The sequence below is a fragment of the Lysinibacillus sp. 10T31 genome (genome assembly GCF_056394365.1).
In genome coordinates this window covers 1-16,173 of record NZ_JBFTHS010000055.1, presented here as the reverse complement: position 1 = coordinate 16,173, position 16,173 = coordinate 1, and the positions used below count along the sequence as shown (strand labels likewise).

Below are 16,173 nucleotides of genomic sequence, written 5' to 3'. Positions count from 1 at the left end.
ATTAGGAGTGAAGAAATTGGCAAAAAAACTAGTAACAATTGTTGTAGTATTTTTCGTTTTAATGCTATCAGTAATCCCAAGTTATGCAAATGCAGCCGTTTTTGATAATAAAATAAAAGAAGAAAAGAAAGAAGTATCGCCACAAGTAACTCACATACAGCAAACCTATAGTTCTAATAATATTCGTGAGTTTGTAAATGTTTTAGATGTTAATTTAAATAATACATATACAAAACTTGAAGTCGGTGTACCGAAACCTATTAACTCACTTCAAACAACGACGAATATGGCAAAACAAAACACATATGATGGACATCGTGTTGTTGGGGCTGTCAATGCTTCATATTTCTTAGGAAATGGCATGCCCGCCAACTTGTTAGCGGAAAAGAATGAAATTATTAACTACGGTATTTTGGGAGATACATTTGAAAGTCCAACACAAAAGCCTGTTGCTTTTGGTCTATCAAAAACAGGGAAGGCGATAGCAGACTATTATTCTACTAATCTATCCTTTGAAGTAAATGGTAAAAGTTATCCGATTGATCTTATTAATAGTGAAAGAAAGACGGATAAAACAGTATTATACACACCTGATAAAAAAACAACAGGGTCAAATAATTGGGGCGTAGAAATTGTTGTCTCAAATGCTAGTCAAGATATGAAAGTATTACATTTCGGAGATCGTCTCTCAGGGACGGTTTCAAAGGTAACGGCGTACGGTGCAGAAGGGAATTCAACAGTACCTTCAGATGGCTTTGTTATTTCGGTACAAAATAAAGAGCTGGCAACTGAACTAAGCCAAATTGCTGCAGGTACAAACATTGACGTGAATCTATCTATTGATGAAAAATGGATGGATGCTCAATTTATTTTAGCTGCAGGGCCTATGTTAGTGAATAATGGTAAGATAGACATTTCTATGCCAACGAATTCTTCATTTGCATCAGCTCGCAGTCCTCGTACTGCGGTGGCAGTAGATGCTACTGGTACAAAAGTATTTGTTGTTACAGTAGATGGTAGATTAACTGGTCATAGTAATGGTGTTAATTTAACAGAGTTAGCTTCGTATTTAATCTCAATGGGGGCTACTTCGGCCATCAACCTTGATGGAGGCGGCTCGACAGCGATGGTTGTTCGAAATCCAGGCGGCTATTTTGCGAACCTTGTGAACGTCCCTTCAGATGGTGGTGAGCGTCGGGTATCAGCCATTTTACAGGTTGTCAATACAGCGCCACCAGGCAAAGCAAAATCCATTACGATAAACAATGTGAACGAAGTTATGAAAGGTTCATCTGTTGACATGAAAGTGACTAGTGCCTACGATGAATACCTAAATCCTATCACAATCAACCCATCTAAGATGAACTGGACGGTTGAAGGCAATATCGGTAAGATGGACGGTGCAACCTTTACAGCTACGCAAAAAGGGGAAGGCAAAATTATCGGTGAGTATGATGGTGTGAGAACGTCCACAACTGTGAAAGTTGTTGATCTAGCACAAGAAAAACCTATTTTACTAGATAGCTTTGATAATGCTTCATCATGGTCAGTGGAAGTTGCAAAAGCAAATGCTTCCATCACAAATGCTAAAGATTATGCTAGACAGGGAACTGCTAGTTTAAAGTTAAATTATGATTTTACTACTTCAGGAACAGATACGAAAGCAGCTTATATGGTAGCTAAAACACCGATACCTATTACTGGAAAACCAAATAACATAGGCGTTTGGGTGTTTGGAGATGCTGGAAAGCAGTGGCTTCGAGGGGTGCTTGTAGATGGTTCAGGAGCAAAGCAGACAATTGATTTCACTAGCCAGGGTGGTATGGACTGGAATGGTTGGAAGTATGTCACAGCGAATATCCCGAATGATGTTACACTACCATTGAAATTCGAACGACTATACGTTGCACAGCCTACAGCCTCTCTTCAAAAGAAAGGACAACTATATTTCGATCAATTACAGGCTGTGTATCAAGACAACCATGAGGAATTAGTCTATACAGATGTAACGAAAGGTCATTGGGCTTTTTCAGATATCCAAAGTTTGAATAATAACTCCCTTATTAAAGGATACTCGAATGGAACATTTAAACCAGAAGCATCCATTACGCGTGCAGAGGCAGCTACTATTATTGCAAGGGCTCTCAATTTAACAACAACGAAGGATTCAAGCTTTAAAGATGTCAGCAAGGACCATTATGCATACAGTGCCATTGCTGCAGTTGAGCAAGCTGGAATTATTAAAGGACAAGAAGTAGGGAAGTTCAATCCTAACGGACAGCTTTCACGTGCTGAAATGTCAGCGATTTTAACAAGAGCTTATAAATTAACAGGCACAAGTAAAGTAAACTTTACAGATGTTAAATCGACGCATTGGGCGTATAGCGATATCCAAGCGCTTGTAGCAAATAACTTAACAAGCGGCTTCCCAGATAATACATTCAGACCAGACACACAAATTACGCGTGCACAATTCTCAAGCTTCTTGAATAGATGCTTAGCATTAAAATAATAAAAACACTTCAAACAAAACCCTGTAGGATTGAAACTACAGGGTTTTGTTATATAGTTTCGTGTGTGAATCTTTTATTGCTCTTTGGCAGGTGGATGTCGATAAAAATAAAAAGTTGGTTGATAAAACGAAAAAGTTAGTAGATAAAAATAAAAAGTTGGGAGATAAAACATAAAAGTGTTCCGACAAAGCATAAAAGTTGGATAACATTTTGTTAAAACGTATGTCATGTAGAGTAGTTGATTGGAGTGAAGACTGGACGCCCCCAGGAAGCTCTGCTCTGTGCGAAAGCGTAGCGACAGCAACAAAGCGCCCAGTCGGAACGGAAATCAACCTCTACTTTTGCGGAAAAGTCATACTTTATTTAATAAGTCACTATTTCGTTTTATCATCACAAATGAAAAAATCCGCATAGATTTCTGTGAGAAGAGCAAGCCGTTGCTGCTCTTATATTGCTCACAGAAATTGAAGCGGATTTTTACATCTTAGAAGATATGAAACTGGTTGTATGTTAAAAAACAATATATTTAATATAGTGTTTCCAATCTAAGTCCTTGAAATGTTTCCATTGGATTTTCTCGACAGGCATTGTACGGAAAGAATAGGCTGAAAGATTACGTTCTTTATCGGATATCATAGGTGTTCCTTCATCTAAATTGTCAGTAAAAATAGCTGACTGTGCAGTTTTAAAGTCAACATGAATATCCTTTAGCTCAATTTTTCCATCCTGTCCAACGATGTATAATTTTTTACCTTTCTTTTTAGTAGCATGCACCCACGATTTATCTACTTTGTAAGAATCAGATGCTTCGTTGACAATAATGGAGGCTTTGCCGGTTGTCGAAAATGGAATGTCCTCCATTGCATCATCTTGTTGCAATACTACTTCATAATTCGTTGGTTGAGGTAAGGCTGTTGTTTTTGCAAGTTCTTTACCCCAAATAGAAGAATCATTTGAAGCAATCATTTGTTTTTCTAGTACAGTGCCAGATAAGGAATCTTTCAAATGTTTTACTTTAAAATCAACCGTTTGTCCTTCCGACACTTTTTGCCATTCATCCTCTGATAAATAGGCAAGCATCGTTTTTTCAGTAGAATAGATTTCAAATGTGACTGTCCCAGCTTCCTCTTTAATAGCTGCAATAACACCGTCCACTGGGCTAACCACGCCTTGGCGAGATTGTATTTGTTCAATTTGTGCATCCATTAGCGCAATTTGACGATTTGTCTCGGCAATATGTCGATTCAAAAGGGCCACTGCTGCCGATGGTGAGCTTTGCTGTCCTAGCTCCAATTTTAATGTGACAGATAATGTGCCGTTTATTTGGTCCGTATTAACGGAACTTTTCGGATCAGACGAATCACCATAATCACTTTCTATTTGAGAGAGCGCATCTTCTAAATCACTTAGTTCGGTTTCATAGGCTGTACGTTCTGCCTCAAGTTTTGTTAACTCATTATCAACTTCTTCTGTTTCATAGGTAGCCAGTAAATCATTAGGTGTTACTTTTTGGCCACGCTTTACATTCACCGCTGATAAGCTTGTTGCATCGGCTGTGATCGTGTATGTTTCAGCTGGTGCAACAATTGTTTCCTTATTGACACGCTCTTTATTTGTACCTTTATAGGCTCTTTGAAATTCATCGATAAAGTAGGATCGTGTAATTTTGCTATCGTCTTTATAGACAAAATAAGCATTTACGCTGACTAATAGCATTGTCAACACGATGGCCAAGCTTGTCCAAGGTTTTGATTTGAAAAATGCCATTATCCTAACCCCCTAGTAATCCATTCTTTAATTGGTAAAACACTAATCATACCAACAAATAAGGCCATAAATAATTGTATGCCAATAATTTTTACTAATAATATTTTTCTACTCGCCTCTTCCTCCCATTTAGAAAGGAAAGTGAACTGCACAACTATTGTTAGCAAAGTTGCCACAGTCAATTGATTGAGCGTGAATAAGACGTAATCAGTATTCATCACCTGCACTGCAAGGGGTGCTAAAGAAAAGAAAGAAAAGAGTGTCGTATAGCCAGTTACGTAGAAAACAGCAAATAATATTGTTTTTTCGATTAATAAAAATGTGACAACATATAATTGAACCTTTTTAATCCATGTATAGGGAATGTCCGTTAAAAGATGTAAAAGGTAGGTAACACCGTAATAATGGAAGCAAAAATAGACAATAGCCCACAAAATAGCACCTAGCATCGAAAGTAAACGAGCCACGTAGTATTCATTATGTAAATCCATTGCGAACAATGTCGTTAAATTTTCAGTACCCATCCCCCAAAACTCACGTGCAGTGAATAACAGAATGAATAAGATGAAAACCGTCAACGAACGTTTTTTGTATCCAATAATCTCACCTTCTTCTACAATTTTAGTAAAGTAGGTTGGATTTTTTAAGCTATGCCAAAATTTATAATGGTAAAACATATACAGCTCCCTTTCTTCAAAAATAGTAAATATCAAAGTTGTAGTATACACCTTGTTAAACGATATTGACATATAAAAATAGCTGATTTTCCCCAATATTTCTGTGAAAAAACACTTTATGAAACTACATGTCGAATGATGAAAAACTTCATATAAAACTATTGTATAGTATAATTGAAAAAACTTCCTGTATTTCTAGCTAGTAATTATGAAAAATTACTTTTGATGCTCTTAATATTGTAAATAATGGCTTGAAATCATATGAATTACACCGATACTAAAGTAATGATTCGAAATGAAAATGAACACAAGCATTTTCCTATACATAAAAAATGAAAAGGGTGGTTCGATTGAATCGAAAATTGACGGCAGGAGTCATAACGAGTCTATTACTAGTGCCTACGACTATAGCGAATGCGCAAGAAAATGATGCACAGTCTCGCGTATCACAAACAGAGCAAGTTACCAACTTTAACGGGGTAGCTGCCGCAACGACAAAAGAACAAACGATAGCACAATTTGCCAAGCTTTCAGAGAATTCGACAGCAGATGAAATGGTTATTGCAAAAGGTGATGTGGCAAATCTAAGTACGACAGATTTTAATAGTGAGGAAATCGCATTTATTCAAGCGAAGTATGACTATGTTGTCGAGCAACGCCAACTTCTAAGCAAAGTAAAAGAAATCGGGACGAGCATTAATGGAGTATCTTATACAAGTAAGACATTTATAGATGATGTTGCAACTGTAGAAAATGAATATGTTAAATTTTTAGGCAGTGAATCAGAAACAAATTCATATCTAGGTGTTCAAAAAAAATTCGCAACAGCTGTCAACTTAGCACTTTCAAATGGAGCTAGTAGTATTGCTTCGACTATTCGTGGCACATCTTTACAATATGGCTATGATGAGGCTGCACGCAATGCCTACTTTAAAACAAAAGGAGCAGATATTGCGAAGCTGCCTACATTAACGGCAGATGCAGCTGCGGTATTACCAGCCACTAAAGAACTAGAGGGTTTAGTAACTGTATTAAATCAAAATCCAAATGACTATGCAGCTATTTCAACAGCGTTGGAAAAAGTTACGACAGCTTATAATGCACTAACAGCGAATCAAAAGAAAGTGGTCGTAGCCCATAATCCAAATAACGATTCTGTAACACCTTATAAAAAGTATACGGATGCCTTATCAAATTTATCTTCGGCTAATAAAGCAGTGCAAAGCGTGGAAAAATTAGTCGATGGCTTAGATCCTAAATCTTCTACTTTTGAAAGCAAAACATTTGCTGCCCAGGCTGCTTACGACAAGCTTGGCGACAACGAAAAAGGACTAGTGAAAAATAAAAGTAGACTAGAGCTATTGTTTTCATTCGCTGATGTATCGAAACAAGTAAATGCACTAAATTCATCTATGAAGGATTACAAAGCACAAATAGTGGAGTTACAAACTAAAGTTGATGCATTAAATGCTGGGAATAGTAGCGATACAGCAGCGCTAAATGAAATTAAAGACAAGCTTAAGAGCAAATTAAATGCTCTTGAGAATGAAGAAGCAACAGTAGCAGCCGTTATTAGTCAAATTGATAAATTAAGTACGTCTAATAATCTAGTAGTTGATATGCTAAAAGCACGCTCCGACTATAATGCACTTCCATCAGCAGCTAAAAGTCGTGTGACAAACATTAAAATCCTAACAGATTTAGAGAAAACTCATAAGGCAGTCGTCAATGTTATTGATCAATTTGAAAAGTTAGATCCAACATCTAAAAGCTATATTTCAAAGGCGAAATCTGCTTATACAGCTTACGCAAAGCTGGACGACACAAAACAAGGGTATGTCAGAAATCATAAGGATTTAAAAGATAAGGTCGCTGTAACAGAAGTGATTGTGCAAATAAATGCTTTAAATCCATCCCAAAAGACGTATAAAGACAATGTGGCGAAAGCAAATGACGCGTTTAATAAATTAACTGATGCCCTTAAATCTCAGGTAGTCAATAGTGGTGAATTAACAAAAGCACAGGGCTATATCGATACAGCTAAGGTATTTGATGATCGTGTCTTAGCATTAGCGAATGAACATCCAGATACTTTTGTGGCGAAGGTAGCTGCATTATCTGCAGAGTACAAAACAATGGATAAAAATGCGAAGAAACTAGTGGAGCAGGCAAAAGCCTTAACCAACTACGAAAAAAATAATAAAGCTGTTATTAAGGTTATTCAAATGATCGATGCCTTAAATCCAACAAGTAAGGATTATACGAAAAAAGTACTCGCTGCGCGTAAGGCTTATAATGCACTGGATGCAGTATCGCAAAAACGTGTAACGAACTATGCGAATCTTACTGCTGTTGAAGATGTGGCTTCATTGATTGGCCTCATTGCAACATTAAAGCCATCAAGCAAGACATTCTACCAAGATATGAAAACAGCTCGTGAGATATATGATGCATTACCTCAAGAGAAGCAACGAGTGATCATTAATTATGATGCACTTGTAGCGGCAGAAAATGAGCAAGGAGTAGCGCATAAGGTTGTTGAGCTTATTGATTTAACTAAAGAACAGGATGCAGACTATTTAACAAAGCTTATGAATGCACGTGTTGCGTATGATGGGCTAACTGCTAATCAAAAGAAATTAGTGACAAATATTAAAGATTTGACAGAACGTGAAAAAGTGGTAAAACCTATTTTAAATGTGATGGTGCAAATTAATAACTTGGATCCAGAATCAAATAATTTTGTCAGCAAGGTCAATTCTGCGCGTAAGGCGTATGATAATTTAAATAAAGATCAGAAAAAATATGTCAATAATATTGATATTCTACAAAACTATGAGCCACTATCAAAGGTTATTGAATTAATTAGTAAACTGAAATCTTCAAGTAGTACATATCTTGAGGATACATCTCGTGCACGTTCGCTTTATGATGCGCTAGCGGCAGATATGAAGCAATACGTAACAAACTATCACTTATTACAAGCAGCAGAAACAAGCATTTTAGGTGCTGAAAATGTTATGCAGATGATTAATGATTTACCGTCTGTAGATCCGAAGCAGTATGTAAAACGTATTCAGGAAATTCGTGCGGCTTATAACGCTTTACCAAAGGATCAACAAAGAGCAGTACAAAATTACAAAGTGTTACAAGATCAAGAGAAGCTTCTGAAGCCTGTCATTAGTGTTGTGGAGGATATTGATAGACTGCTTACTGCCAAAGACATGAATAGTCAATATCAAAAGATCTTAAAAGCCTATGATAAGCTAAATGCTGAACAAAGACGATACGTCTATAATGACGACCTATTATTATCATTAGATAGCGTAATAAAAGTATATAAAAACATTGCTAGTTTAAATCCAAAGGACAAGTTTTACTTTGGTATGGTTGAAGCAGTACGAAAAGAGTACGATAGCTTAAATACGACAGATAAGCAAAGGATTACTAATTATTCGATCTTGTTAGAAGCGGAGAAAAGTATGGCCGATGTAAAGAAAGTCGTTGAATTAATTGCTGGCCTCTCACCAACCTCTTCAACGTATTTAGAGGATGTAGCGAATGCAGTCGCAGCTTATAAAGCTTTAGATTCAAAATTAAAAGGGCAAGTCATCAATGAGGATGTATTAAAGAAAGCTGAAAAGGATGCAGAGGCTGTTCGAAAAGTAGTTGAAGCTATTGCTGTTATTGATCCAGACAACACGTCATTTGAGAAAAAGGTGTTAGCCGCTCAAAAACTTTATAACTCACTTACGCTGGAGCAGCAGGATTTAGTATATAACTATCGCATTCTAGAAGAATATCTAAAAATGATTTAATTCTTTCAGCGTGTTTTATGTAGCGACAGCTACATTTATGCAGAGGCATAATTGATTAGTATTAGATAGAAGGAGTTTTCCCAATGCATATTTTTGGGAAACTCCTTCTATACTATATAAAACAAATCTATAAAGTTATAGCCTATGAAATTCCCAAAAAAAGTGAAACTTTATCAATGAAGAAATCGTATGTAATAGGGAGTATTATTACAATGTTTGAGTGTTCATTTATACAATAGAAATATAGGAGGTAGCCATGTTTAAAAGGGTGATAAGTATATTGGTACTTTCAATTGTTTTACAAGCTACAACTATTGGAAATTTATCTGGGATTAGTAAGGTAGACGCGGCATCCTCCAAAGCTGTTGATGTGTCTAGTTCATACTGGGCAAGTTCGTCGATTCAACATATGCTATCGAAGCAATATATGACTACATACACAGACAATACATTTAAGCCTGAGCAAGCTATTACAAGGGCAGAGGCTGCATCTGCAATTGCTCGGTCTATTCAAACAAACTTAGATACTTCGATTTCATTACACTTTAAAGATGTTTCTACTTCACATCCATATTACAAGGAAATTCGGAAACTTGTAGAATTAGGCGTTATACAAAATAGTGATGCCTTTCATCCAAATGAGCCTTTAAAGCGTATGGAAGTTGCAAAAATGCTAGCACTAGCTTATCAGTTTAAAGTGGATGATAAAAATAAAAGTAAATTTGACGATGTTAAACGAACACACTGGGCAAAAGACTTTATCGAATCACTAACAGACATAGGAATTATTGGCGGAATAGATTCCAAGCATTTTGCACCTGATAAATTAGTGACACGGGCACAATTAGCAGTTTTTGTTGAGCGTAGCATAAATTTTCAGCAAAAAATAAAGCAGCTTGACGTAGCTTATGATTATTTATCAAAGGATTATATACCAACACTAAATCTTTCGACAGCTTGGTCAAAAGAGGTCATTCGGTTAATCAATGAGGAAAGAGAAAAGAATAACCTAGCGCCTGTTGTCTATGATTCTAAACTGACACAAGTCGCTATTATCAAAGCGCAGGACATGGTTAAACGTAATTATTTTGAGCATGTTTCCCCTTATTATGGCGCCCCTTGGGATTTAGCGACGTTGTTTGATTATTCCTACACGAGCTTTGGGGAGAATATTGCAAGATATTTCAAATCGCCCGAAGCAGTTGTAAAAGCTTGGATGCTTTCTCCTGATCATCGAGATAATATTATGAAGGAGCATTATACAAATACAGGTGTTGCAATTTCACAGGATAGCAAAGGAAATTATTATTGGGTTCAAATGTTTTCGAGTCAATAATTGGTTATGTAACAAAGAGTTGCTAATATTACATTTGTGTTACGGATGTTAGAAATAGCCAATAAATTTTACCATTTTTAACGCTGATTATGCCAAGAAACGTTGGTATATCAGCGTTTTTATTTATTTTGAAATCGTTACACAATTGAAAAATTAAAATACCACCTTTTATGATAGTCTATTTATAGGCAAAAAAGTTTAGAGGGGGTATAACAAAAGTATGAATAAAAAATGGTTATTACCGATTTTTGCATCTTTCATGTTATTTTCAACAACTCATATAGATTCAGCTGAAGCAGCGACTAAATCGGAAGTCACTGAAACAGCTTCTCAATATTTAGGTACTCCATATAAATACGGTGGGACAACAACAAGCGGTTTTGATTGCTCTGGCTTTACTTCTAAAGTATTTGCAGATTTAGGCATCACATTAAACCGTACGTCAGGCGGACAATACCAACAAGGAACAGCAGTTGCTAAAAGTGATCTTCAAGTAGGAGATTTACTATTTTTCAATACAAGTGGTAGTGGTATTTCACATGTATCTATATACATAGGTGACGGTAAAATGATCCACTCACAAACTAATCAAGGTGTTAGTTATTCGAATGTAAACGATCCATATTATTGGGGTTCTCGTTACGTAGGTGCTAAACGTGTTGCTACATTTGATGAGGAACAACAAGCTGAAGTAAAGCAAGCAGCAATTGATTTTACAGTATATGCTTCACGTGCGGAAGTTGCTGCACAAATTGCGAAAGCTTTAAACTTAGATACATCTGACAAAAATAGTGGTTTTATCGATGTAAAACCAACACATGAGCGTGCAGGTGCTATTGCAGCTGTTGCAAAATTAGGTATCTTTGAAGGCGATGCTGATGGTAAATTTAATCCGTCATCACCAATTACACGTGCACAAATTTCTAAAGTATTAGTGTTAGCTTTCGGACTTGAGAATGATAGTCAAGAAGTAACATTTAGTGATGTACCAAAAGATAGCTGGGCTAATCAATATATTTCTATCCTTGCATCTAACGGTGTTACAAATGGAGATGGCAATGGCCACTTTGGTATGGATGAATTATTAAAAATCAAAGAACTAAAGGTGTTTATTGAAAGATTACAACAATAACTTTAGATATATTTTCCTTGATTGCAAGAAAAGATCTTTTAAATAGCTTATAATTAGAGGAGAGTTTGCAATTGCAAGCTCTTCTATTTTTATGATAATTTCAAGAAAAAGGATGTGATTGGAAAAAGAGGCTTGAACAGTGCTAATGTATGATGATTTGTTTAGTTAATTTTGTTAAAATGAATACGTTAAGAGAACAGGAAGGGAGGAAATAAGACATTGAACTTTAAAAAAATTAGTCTTATTTTGTGCGTCTTATTAATTTCAGCTTCTATGTTTACTATACATAGTGAAAGTGCAATGGCAGATACAAATATAACATTTACAGATATCTCCAAAAATCACGAAGCTTATGAAGAAATTAATTATTTAGTAAATTTAGGTGTTATTCAAGGGTATTTTGTAAATGGGAAAAGAGTTTTTGGCCCAAATGACTCTGTAACAAGAGAACAAGTGGCTAAAATGGTTGTCGTTGCCTCAGGGAACAAACCATTAGTCGTAAACAAATCTAGTTTTTCAGATGTAACAGCAGGTACTGAAATGTCCGGCTATATCGAACGTGCCATACAATTAGGATTCTTTTCAACGAATACACAAGGCAAGTTCTTACCAAAAAAGCCTATAACTCGTGATGAAATGAGTTATGTATTAACAAAGGCATTTAACTTGGACACAAGTGAATATGAAAATATAGATTCACCATTTGCTGACGTAAGTATTACACACCCTTACGTTAAATATGTAAATACAATTTACTATAACGGTATCACAAATGGAACTGGTGATAAGTACTTACCAAACAATACCGTTACACGTGCACATTTTTCATTATTTGTAGCACGTGCAAAAAATGAAAAATATCGTTTAGAGCTACCTGTTAAAGGGACATCTGTACCTGACACAAAAGAGGTTATAGGACTTGTCCAAGTGACGACAGATGGTCTAAATATCCGCAAAACGAAGGATAGTTCTTCAGATGCTAACATTGTTGGCAAAGTCAATAAAGGCGGAAAACTATCAGTATATCAAGTTGAGGACAAATGGCTGAAGGTATCATATAAAGGTGCATATGCTTATATTTTTAAAGATTATGCACAATTTTTAGATGCAGATGGCAATGAATTAGGGAATGTCGAAAAAGAAGTGACAACTAAAGGCGCTATTAACTTATATGTTAAAGCAACCTCGTCGTCAAAAGTTATTTCAACTATTAAAGGTAATGAAAAATTACCAGTTTACAAAACTGTTGGTGGTTATTATTTAACGCAAGTAAATGGTTTACCAGGTTATATTGTAGCGAACAGCACAACAGATACAGAAGCGCAACCAGATCCAGATCCAAATCCAACACCGACTCCACCTACAGCCTCAGGAGATGTTTTAGGACGAGCTACTGTTGGAAACCTTAATGTCCGTAGTGAAGCAAATACAACTTCTTCCGTGTTATTTAAACTTAACAAGGGAGACTCTGTTAAAGTTAACGAAATTAAAGGTTATTGGGCAAATGTAGAATATAATGGTAAAACTGGTTATGTTCATAAATCCTATTTAAAATTATTAAATCAAAATGGCAAACCGTTGCAAAATCGTATTATTATCCTAGATCCAGGCCATGGTGGTAAGGATCCAGGCACGGTATTAGGTTCTAACTCTGAAAAGAACATTACATTAAAAGTGAGTACACTTGTTAAGCAAAAGCTTGAAAATGCTGGCGCAAAAGTATACATGACTCGTACAGGTGATACGTATCCTAGCTTACAAGATCGAGTAGACTTTACGAGTGCAAACTATGGTGAAATTTTCGTGAGTGTGCATGTAAACTCTGCTGCTAATACTTCCGCACAGGGTACTGAAACATATTATGCTATTTCAACAGGAGATATGTATCAGGAAGATATTGATTTAGCCACATTTGTAAATAATCAAATTGTAAACAATTTAAATATGAAAAATCGTGGCGTTAAAGAACAGCAATACTACGTAATTCGTAATATGATCATTCCATCGATTTTAGTGGAACTTGGCTTTTTAACAAATGATGAAGATCGCAATAAAATGACAAATGATCAATACGTAAATTTATTTGCAGATTCTATTTATAATGGAATTTTGCAATACTACAAAAAACAATAATTGATAAACAGAGAAACTGTCCCAAAGGTGATTAACTCACTTTTGGGGCAGTTTTTTATTGTTGAGGAAATAGAAAGAGAGCCAACAGGATAAGGGCGTGCAATGAAGGTAGTTTTTATCATCTATTTAAAGAATGATTCAATTTGCCATCGGTTTCGATACAGATCACGGATTTCCTGCACATTCATTTTCATATATCGAAGAAAAAGGCTGTCCCGAAAATAATCGGAGACAGCCTCTAATTGCTACTTCACGGTATTAATGATTTTAACATAGTCTTTACTGATGTAGGCTGAATCCGGGTGGATTTTATCAGAAATTACCTGATACCAACCATTAGCATCTGTTCCGGTTACAATAATTGGCATTCCACTTTTGTTAAATGTGAAAAGCGGACTTTGACTTGTTGATGCATCTGGACGAACATTTAGGCCAGTTGTTGTCGTAATGCCAATTTTGTATGGATTTTTTGCATCTTTAGAGCCTAATGCTTTTTCGGCACGGTAGTAGTGTCCGGCAATTTTAGCACCCCAAAATGGATCAGATGCATACTTAACGTTAAAACCGACTTCCTTAGAGCCAACCACTGCACCATTCGTGTAGGGACCACCTGGTGTAATGTAATTTGGCTGCAAGAACTTTTCAACAAGTTCATTAATATTGGCTGCTACACTATCAAACTTTTTATTTAGTGGATTCGTGTCATACACATATAAACCAAATAAGTTGTTGTAGTTTTGAGCATGGTCACTCATACCATATGCACTCTCATGCTGGGCAAGCGATAAAATAAGCATGGCATTAATGTGAGAATTTTCTTCTACGTCTTTTAATACTTTCCCTAGACCGATTAACTTACTTTTCTTTGTTGCATCCTTATAAACACTAGCCCCTGAACTTTCAACCTCAGCTAACTTTTGCAAAATGTAGTTATCCAATTCCGCTGCTGTATATTGAGTTTTCGCACGTGCAGGTAAAAATTGATAATAATTATAGGCTTCACCTTTCGAAGAGCCACTAGCATTTGTGAAATTAATGCCATTCCAGCTAAAGTATTTTTCGCCTTGCTTCATGAAGTCTGGCGCTTTTCCATACACATAGCTAGATGAATATTTGTTTGATTTATAATCATATAAAGTATGTTTAATCTCACCATTCTCGTTTGTATAGTAAGAACGACCCTTACTTAAAGCAGATGGGATTAATGTGACATCGGCATGTTTTAAATACCCAACATGACCTGCTAAACGAACTTTTACTTGTGTCGCATCACTACTTAAATACTCCATTTCTGTATTAGCAGCAACAGCGATTTGGTCTTTAATTGTTTCAGATTTAAGTGCTACATAATTATTGGTTACAACATAACCTGATGACATTTTCATAATCTTATCATTTAGCGTAATGACAAGTGTATTTTTTGACAAAGCTTTTTCAGCAGCGTCAAAGCTAGAGAAGGCTTGGTCACCAACAAGATTACCATTTGAAATCTCTTTGACGATGAACTTAGTAGAGTTGCCATTACCATTTTCACCGTCTGTATTGCCATTGTTGCCGTTGTTCCCTGTATTGCCATTGTTACCATTGTTGCCGTTGTTCCCTGTATTGCCATTGTTACCATTGTTGCCGTTGTTCCCTGTATTGCCGTTGTTCCCTGTATTGCCGTTATTGCCATTATTTCCGTTGTTGCCGTTGTTCCCTGTATTGCCGTTATTGCCATTATTTCCGTTGTTACCATTATTACTAGAATTACCACCATTATTTTTAACATCGTCAGCTAGAAGTATCAAGCGTAGTACAAATGTAGATGCCTCGCCAATTGTGGCGTTATCTTTTGGTAAAAATAAACCATTGGAGCTACCTTTAATAAGCCCTAATTGTGCTCCGATAGCAATGTCTTGGCGGAAGTCTTTAAAAATAGCTGCATTATCCTTAAAAGTAATGGATGATGTACCTTTAGGGATCTTTAGATAATCAACAGCTCTAATTAGCATAACTGCCATATGCTCTCTTGAAATACGTGCATCTGGTTTAAATGAACCATCCGTATAACCTGTGATAATACCAGCAGTAGCAGCAAGCTTAATATCTTTTGCAAATAAATATGTATCTGGGACATCTGTGAAAGTAATATTATCTTTTTTCTCAAGGTTTAAAGCCTTTGCTATGTAAGTAGCAAATTCACCGCGTGTGACAGTGTCATTTGGACGATAGCTTCCATTTGCATCTTGCATTAATGCATCTTTGGAAATTAAATAGCGTAGCCCACTTTCATGCATATGTCCTGAGAGCTCATCAGCATATGCCATGTTGGGTTGCCAAATGAGCAAGCTAACAAGTGCCATTAACACCGTTATCATTGATAGTTTTTTCATATTTTTTTACCCTCCTAAGCTTCTATTATTTTACCAAAGTTGGAGATTTAAGATAAGGGTCAAATGTTAGAATTAACATAAAATATACCAACATAAATTTACCATTAACTATACTTTTGAGCTATGTTTATGGAAATCGATAGAGACTTTATAAAACAAATGTTGAAGGCGCGTAAAGAATCCATGTTTGCGATGACAAATAATTGCTGCTACTTTGAAAAATATGTCTGCACGAATAGAAAAAACCTCTCACCGATATTAAGTCACGAAAGGCTGATATGCTCCCCTTTAGGTAGACAGATTAAAAAATAAAAATCTGTTTATCTAGGGGGGCATTTTTTTATGGCTCGAAGTAACCACTCAAAAGATGAAAAATTAGCAGTTCTAAGACTTCTTTACAAAGGACAAAAGACAATTTCAGA

Annotated in this window: 9 protein-coding genes; 6 read left to right on the top strand and 3 right to left on the bottom strand. The window is 36.0% G+C overall.

What is annotated here, in order from left to right; genetic code table 11:
• The first annotated feature begins 16 nt into the window (after positions 1–16).
• A complete protein-coding gene (locus tag AC1DCY_RS22940) occupies positions 17–2,512 on the top strand; it encodes an S-layer homology domain-containing protein (RefSeq protein WP_477353800.1) in 2,496 nt (831 codons plus the stop codon).
• A 211-nt stretch (positions 2,513–2,723) separates the two neighbouring features.
• On the top strand, positions 2,724–2,927 hold the full coding sequence (locus tag AC1DCY_RS22935) for a hypothetical protein (RefSeq protein WP_477353798.1): 204 nt from the start codon (positions 2,724–2,726) through the stop codon (positions 2,925–2,927).
• Positions 2,928–3,023: 96 nt separating this feature from the next.
• Here the strand turns inward: AC1DCY_RS22935 and AC1DCY_RS22930 are convergent, their stop codons facing one another.
• Entirely contained in the window at positions 3,024–4,280 is a 1,257-nt protein-coding gene (locus AC1DCY_RS22930) for an efflux RND transporter periplasmic adaptor subunit (protein ID WP_477353796.1), read from the bottom strand.
• Positions 4,280–4,957, bottom strand: a complete 678-nt coding sequence (locus tag AC1DCY_RS22925; protein WP_477353794.1) for a hypothetical protein — start codon at positions 4,955–4,957, stop codon at positions 4,280–4,282. The genes AC1DCY_RS22930 and AC1DCY_RS22925 overlap by 1 nt, the downstream gene beginning before the upstream one ends.
• 350 nt (positions 4,958–5,307) lie before the next feature.
• Here AC1DCY_RS22925 and AC1DCY_RS22920 point away from each other — a divergent pair, with 350 nt between their 5' ends.
• The 4 genes from AC1DCY_RS22920 (at position 5,308) to AC1DCY_RS22905 (ending at position 13,376) form a co-directional block, all read left to right on the top strand.
• Entirely contained in the window at positions 5,308–8,775 is a 3,468-nt protein-coding gene (locus AC1DCY_RS22920; protein ID WP_477353792.1) for a hypothetical protein, read from the top strand.
• Between the two features lie 256 nt (positions 8,776–9,031).
• On the top strand, positions 9,032–10,111 hold the full coding sequence (locus tag AC1DCY_RS22915) for a CAP and S-layer homology domain-containing protein (protein WP_477353790.1): 1,080 nt from the start codon (positions 9,032–9,034) through the stop codon (positions 10,109–10,111).
• Between the two features lie 220 nt (positions 10,112–10,331).
• Positions 10,332–11,243, top strand: a complete 912-nt coding sequence (locus tag AC1DCY_RS22910; protein WP_477353788.1) for a C40 family peptidase — start codon at positions 10,332–10,334, stop codon at positions 11,241–11,243.
• 219 nt (positions 11,244–11,462) lie between these two features.
• Complete coding sequence (locus AC1DCY_RS22905) at positions 11,463–13,376, top strand: N-acetylmuramoyl-L-alanine amidase (RefSeq protein ID WP_477353786.1); 1,914 nt, start codon at positions 11,463–11,465, stop codon at positions 13,374–13,376.
• A 245-nt stretch (positions 13,377–13,621) separates the two neighbouring features.
• Here the strand turns inward: AC1DCY_RS22905 and AC1DCY_RS22900 are convergent, their stop codons facing one another.
• The gene (locus AC1DCY_RS22900) at positions 13,622–15,751 is read right to left on the bottom strand and encodes an S-layer homology domain-containing protein (protein WP_477353784.1); all 2,130 of its coding nucleotides are present in this window, start codon (positions 15,749–15,751) and stop codon (positions 13,622–13,624) included.
• Positions 15,752–16,173 lie beyond the last annotated feature (422 nt).

Bases quoted from the DNA above. Each gene is read 5' to 3' on its own strand.
- AC1DCY_RS22915 (WP_477353790.1), top strand. From the start codon at position 9,032: ATGTTTAAAAGGGTGATAAGTATATTGGTACTTTCAATTGTTTTACAA.
- AC1DCY_RS22925 (WP_477353794.1), bottom strand. From the start codon at position 4,957: ATGTTTTACCATTATAAATTTTGGCATAGCTTAAAAAATCCAACCTAC.
- AC1DCY_RS22910 (WP_477353788.1), top strand. From the start codon at position 10,332: ATGAATAAAAAATGGTTATTACCGATTTTTGCATCTTTCATGTTATTT.
- AC1DCY_RS22930 (WP_477353796.1), bottom strand. From the start codon at position 4,280: ATGGCATTTTTCAAATCAAAACCTTGGACAAGCTTGGCCATCGTGTTG.
- AC1DCY_RS22900 (WP_477353784.1), bottom strand. From the start codon at position 15,751: ATGAAAAAACTATCAATGATAACGGTGTTAATGGCACTTGTTAGCTTG.